A 5,499-nucleotide genomic window follows, 5' to 3' on the forward strand; every position below is an offset into this window, starting at 1 on the left:
GCGGCAGAGGGGCCGAGGGGGCGAGGGGCTGAGGGGCCGACGCGGGCTGGCGTGTCGTCAGTCTTCGCAGGAGAATTCCCTGTCGCCGACATCGCTCACGCAGACGTCTCTGCCGAGGTCCCCGTCGGAGTAGTCGTTGCCGCCCAGGCCGTCCTGGGCGGTGATGCGGTCGTTGCCGGCGCCGCCCACCACGGTGTTGTTGCCCGTGCCGCCGACGAGGTCGTCGTCGGCCGATCCGCCGTACAGGCTGTCGTCCCCCCCCTCGGCGCCGCCCAGGACGGCGCGGAGGCCGGTGCCCAGCGCGTGGAGCTGGTCGTTGCCGGTCTGGCCGTAGATCGAGGCCCGCAGCTGGTCTGCAGCAGCACCGAGTCGTTCAGGTCCCCCGTCTGGATGATCATCGTCCGCGTGCCGACGGGGGCAGGTCACCGAGTTTGACGACGTTGGCGCCGGAAGCGGTGATGGTGAGCCGGTTGTCCTTGCCCGTGTCGGCGTTGACATTGATGAAGGCCGAGTTCGCGGTCACTCCCGTCCGGACTGCCCCCAATTGGGCTGCGGTCGGGGGTGGGGCTGTGACGGTCCGGGGGAGGCGTCTGGCCCGCGGGGGTCCGACGGGGGCCGCTGGGCCTGTGGGGTCCGCTGGGCCTGTGTGGTCCGACGGGCCTGTGGGGTCCGACGGGCCTGTGGGGTCCCATGGGTGGGCCGCCCGTCCTGCGACCCCCCGTCGGTCACTGCTCGTCCGCGTACCGCTTGGCCAGGGCGATCAGCGAGGCGCGGTCGGGGCGGCCGGTGCGGTCGCGGAGGCTGGCGAGGTGCTTTTCGACGGTGCGGGGGGAGAGGAAGAGGTGCTCGGCGATCTCCTGGTTGCCGAGGCGGGCGCCGAGCAGGCGCAGGACCTCGTACTCCCGGGCGGTCACCCCCGCGCGCCGCAGTTCCTGCGGGATGGTGTCGTGGCCCCGGCGGCGGCGCGGCACGGGGGAGCCGGCGTCGCGTAGCAGGGCCCGGCACGCGGCCGACACCCGGGTCGTGCCCCGCTCGTGGAAGAACTGCTCGGCGGCGTGCAGCCATTCGACGGGCCGGCCCCAGTCGTCGGCGAGTGCGGCCTGGGCGCCCAGGCGCAGACAGAGGTGGGCGGCCAGGGGGATGGCGGCGGTCCCGGCCAGGGCCTCCTCCGCCGCCTTGGCGGCCTCGGCGGCCCGGCCCTCGCGGCCCAGCAGGACGGCCCGGGACCAGCCGGCGAAGGGGCGGTCCCAGTGGACCTGGGTGAGCCGTTCGGTGCCGGGGCCGTCCAGTTCGGCCCAGTCGGTCGCGCCGCGAAGGGTGCGCAGCAGGAGGTACGGGCCGAGGAAGCCGGTGACGCCACGGGTACTGGGCAGAGCCCGCATGACGCCGTCCGCCTCGGTGAACTCGGCCAGCGCGCGGTCGGGTTCCTCCCGCAGCAGGGAGCAGATGCCCTGGGCCCAGCCCCACACGGAGGTGTCGGCGTAGCCCCAGAGTGCCCCGGCACTCCGCCCGGCGAGCGCGCGCTCCAGGGTGCGCAGGGTCGCGTCGAGCTTCTCCCGCTCCCCGAGCGATGCGGCGATGATGCCGTCCACGCCGGCGCCGATCAGCTCCACCTCGCGCAGCCGCAGTCTGCGGGCCGTCGCCTGGAGGCGACGCGCGGACTCCGTCGCCCGGTCCTGTTCGTCGCGCAGGATGTGGGCGAGGGTCAGATGCATGTCGGCCCAGGCCGTCATGAGCACCGCCCCGGTCTCCTCGGCGGCCCCGCGCGCGGCGAGCAGCCGGTCCGTGCCGGTGAACCGGAGCCGGTCGAGCACACCCAGTTCCAGCAGGCCACGGATCCGCCAGACCGGCAGCGCGTGGGTCTCGGCGGTGGCGACCAGTCGGGCGAACGCGTCCTCCGCCTCGCCGAGATCCCGGGGCCGCAGGCAGTACCCGAGCATGTTCAGCGCTTTGCACGCCACCTCCGGCAGCCCCACCTCCTCGGCGGTCGCGACGGCGCCCTCGGCGAGCGCGTGGGCGCTCTCCAGCCGGTCCGGGCGCCGCGAGTTGAGCACCAGGTGGGCGGCGACCGCGTCCAGGGCGGCGCGGGACGCCGGGTCGGGCGTGTCGCCGAGCAGGTCCCTCGCCTGCCGTACGGCGGTCAGGCCCTCCTCCCACTGCTGTGCGGTCGCCGCGGCCCGCGCCCGCGTCAGGAAGCCCGCCGCTCGCCGGGCGGACGGCGCGCCCCACACGGTCAGGACGCGGTCCAGCCGGTCCCCGAGTTCGGGCACGCGCCGTACGTCACCGGTGAGGACCAGTGCGCCGAGCAGTTCCTCCAGCAGCCGGGCCACGACCTCGGGCGGCGCGTCCGGGGTGTCGGCGGTCAACTCCAGGCCCCGGTCGAGGAGTTCCACCGCGGTCAGCAACGCGCCCCGCGCGACCGCCTGCCGGCCGGCGCGCGTGAGCAGCACGGCCGCCCGCGCCGGCCGGCCGCCGGCGACGCACAGCTCCGCGGCGAGGCGGTAAAGGTCGTCGCCGGCGTCTCCGCCGAGCGGTTGGTGGGGGTCGCGTGGCAGAACGGGTGGGGCGGGTGGGGCGAGTGCGAGGGGAGTTTCGGGCTCTGCGGACGAGGGGCCGGGAGAGCCGACTGCCTCGCCGCCACGGGGAGGTGGGACGGGAAGGCCGCCCGGCTCGTGGCCACGGGCTTTCCGCGCGGCCGGCGCGTCGAGGTCTGCCGTGCTCAACGGGCCCGGGCGTGTCGGGTCGTCCCCGCCGACGAGCGACCCTCCAAGGCTCGCCCTGTCGAGGCCCGTCCCCGCAGGGTTCACTCCCTCGCGGCTCGCCCCGCCGAGATTCGCTTCCTCGCGGCTCGCCCCGCCGAGGTTCGCTTCCTCGCGGCTCGCCCCGCCGAGGCTCGCCTCCTCAGGGCTCACCTCCTCAAGAACCGCCCCCTCACGCCTTGCCTTCTCACCACTCACCCCGTTCGCCGCCTCGATCGCGTCCGCCGCCGCCAGGCAGAGGGCCGCTCGTTCCGGTGGGAGCAACCGTCGGGTGATGGCGTCGGCGGTCAGGGCGTGGCGGAAGGTGTGCCAGCCGGGGTCCGACGGGGTGGTGGCGCCGGAGACGAGGTGGGCATGGGCCGCGCGCCGGAGCTGGGTGAGGGCGGTGGCGTGGTCCAGGCCCGCGGCGCGGGCGGCGATGTCCACGGGGAAGCGTCGGCCGAGGACGGCCGCCGCCTCCAGCAGGGCGATGCCGGGCGGTGGCAGCTGGTCCACGCGTTGGAGGACGGCGGCGGCGACGGTGGCGGGGACACCGGCGTCGAGCGAGCCGGTCACCGTCCAACGGGAGTCCCCTTCCCGGACGAGACCGCCGCCGTCGACCATGGCACGCAGCAGCTCCTCCACCACGAAGGGGACGCCCTCGGAAACGGTGTGCAGCCGGTCGAGCACCGCCGCCGGGACGTCCTCGGCGGTGTCGTGGCCCAGACACCGGGCGGCCAGCTCGGCGGTGCCGGCCGGCCCGAGGCGGGCGAGGCGGACCGTACGGGCCGTACGACGGGACGTGGCGGCCTCGGCGAGGCCGAGCGCCGGGCCGGACTCCCCGCGCAGGGTGGCCAGCAGGACGGCCCGCTGACCGGAGAGGTTGTCCGTCAGATAGTCGACGATGGCGAGCGTGTCGGCGTCCGCGTCGTGCAGATCCTCCAGTACCAGGACGCAGCCGCCGTCGCGGCCGAGGACGTGCAGGAGCCGTAGCACCGCCTCGGCGTACCCGACCAGCGGTGCGCCGTCCTGCGGTGCCAGCCCGCACAGCCGGGACAGCAACGGCTCGTAGAGGCCCAGGTCCCCGCCCGAGGGCGCCCCGTCCCCCCGTAACCCCGAGAACACCGCCTCCGCCAGCGGACGCAACGGCACCGCGCGCCCGGCGGACGCGGCCCGCCCGCGCAGGACCCGTGACCCGGCGTCAGCGGCGGCGGAAGCGGCTTCCTCGACGAGCCGGGACTTGCCGATACCGGGCTCACCCAGCACGAACACCGACGAACCCCGCCCGTCCCGGGCCGCCCGGACCGCAGCCGCCAGAAGGCCCCGCTCGGCTTCCCTGCCGACCAGAGCGGGCGACGACAGCGACGAGAACGACGAGAACGACGGCACCGAAGAGAACGACGACAACTCCAGGCCCCCTGCGCCCTGTCGGGATGGTGGTGGCAACCCTCGTACGCCCCCGTACGACATCCCCCGCCGGGCACCCCTCGAAAGCGCCTTCGAGGCGCGTACAGGGTAGCCCCCAGTTCCACAGGGGTATTAGCTGCTTGCCAAGGAGTGCGTACGGGGCCGAATTGGCTCGATCGTGTGATGGTCGGCTTCCGGGCTTGCGCCGCCCTGGGCTGTTTGGGACAGCGCAATCGTGCGATCTGGGACGCGAGGTACGGCGTCAGCGTGCGGGGCCCCTGTTCCACCAGAGGATGGTTCAGGGCCTCTCCGTCGCCTCTGGCTGTACCTGTGTGGCCAGGTCGTGCAGGGCTGTGTCCATCAGCGGCCTCCGGCCGCGGGGGCCTCCCGGGCCCGGACCACGCACAGGAGGTGTGTCGCCGCCCCGGGGTCGAGTACGCCGGGGACCAGCTCGCCCAGGACCGTTCGGGGCGCGCGGCTGAACGGGCTCACCCCCGCTCAGTCCACAGGAACGGTCGCACAACTACATGGGGGATCTTCCCCGATACCCGGGGGCCCGGCTTCCGGCACGCTTCTGTTTCGGCAGGGCAGGGGGGACAGGGCATGGCCCGGGGGAACATGCCCTGCCTGCTTCTTTTTCTTTCGGCAGGGAGGTCGTCATGCAGCGTGCCCGGATCTGGGTCGCCGCCGGAGTGCTGGGCGTGGTCCTGTGCGGGTGTTCGTCATCCGCCGGAACCTCGGGAACCACCGGGGCCGGGAGCGGTGGCGGGTCGTCGTCGGCCGGTGCCGCCGCGGACGAACCGGAGGTGCCGGTGACCACCCAGGACCTGGAGCGGGTCTGCACGGACGGGCTCGGCTTCGAGGGGCTCCCGGCCTACGACCGTACGAAGAAGACCGTGCACCCGGCGCAGCTCATGAACAGCGCCGGTGACGGCTGGACGAGCAGCGTGCCCGTGGACGGCGACTTCCCCAAGGGCTGGTTCCTCGGCTACGAGGACAAGCCGGAAGAGGCGGAGCTGGTCGTCTGCGTCGAGCGCACCAAGGCCACCGCGACCGGCAAGGTCTGCGACATGGAGGCCGACGGCAAGCCGCTGAAGATCCGGACGTACAACACCTCGTACCGGGTGCGGGTCGTCGAGGCGCGCACCGGCAAGGAGCAGTACGGGTACAAGGGCAAGGCCGAGTCCGACGAGTGCCCTGTCTACATTTTCACCTCGGACGACGAGGACGCCGACAAGTACTACAACGAGGTCCGTCCCGAGGACTACCGCAAGCGCGTCAAGCCGTACATCGCGCCGTAGCCGCCGAGCCGCCGCTGACGCCGGTCGGGCGCCCCGGAGTCGCTCTCCGGGGC

The 5,499-nt window shown here is 74.0% G+C and carries 4 protein-coding genes; 1 reads left to right on the plus strand and 3 read right to left on the minus strand.

Annotated elements, in window-relative coordinates:
* Nucleotides 1-57 precede the first annotated feature (57 nt).
* The 3 genes from ACFU53_RS46180 to ACFU53_RS46190 all read right to left on the minus strand — a co-directional run bounded on the left by ACFU53_RS46180 (nucleotide 58) and on the right by ACFU53_RS46190 (nucleotide 4,145).
* Entirely contained in the window at nucleotides 58-426 is a 369-nt protein-coding gene (locus tag ACFU53_RS46180) for a hypothetical protein (RefSeq protein ID WP_384006195.1), read from the minus strand.
* Entirely contained in the window at nucleotides 395-523 is a 129-nt protein-coding gene (locus ACFU53_RS46185) for a hypothetical protein (protein ID WP_384006196.1), read from the minus strand. Before ACFU53_RS46185 ends, ACFU53_RS46180 begins: the two co-directional genes overlap by 32 nt.
* 202 nt (nucleotides 524-725) lie before the next feature.
* A complete protein-coding gene (locus tag ACFU53_RS46190) occupies nucleotides 726-4,145 on the minus strand; it encodes a helix-turn-helix transcriptional regulator (protein WP_384006198.1) in 3,420 nt (1,139 codons plus the stop codon).
* A 659-nt stretch (nucleotides 4,146-4,804) separates the two neighbouring features.
* Between ACFU53_RS46190 and ACFU53_RS46195 the strand changes: the two genes are divergently transcribed.
* The gene (locus ACFU53_RS46195) at nucleotides 4,805-5,446 is read left to right on the plus strand and encodes a hypothetical protein (protein ID WP_384006200.1); all 642 of its coding nucleotides are present in this window, start codon (nucleotides 4,805-4,807) and stop codon (nucleotides 5,444-5,446) included.
* Nucleotides 5,447-5,499: the final 53 nt, after the last annotated feature.

It is taken from the genome of Streptomyces sp. NPDC057474, from assembly GCF_042802555.1.
Classification (GTDB): domain Bacteria; phylum Actinomycetota; class Actinomycetes; order Streptomycetales; family Streptomycetaceae; genus Streptomyces.

Coding starts and splice junctions, on each gene's coding strand:
- ACFU53_RS46195 (WP_384006200.1), top strand. CDS start 4,805: ATGCAGCGTGCCCGGATCTGGGTCGCCGCCGGAGTGCTGGGCGTGGTC.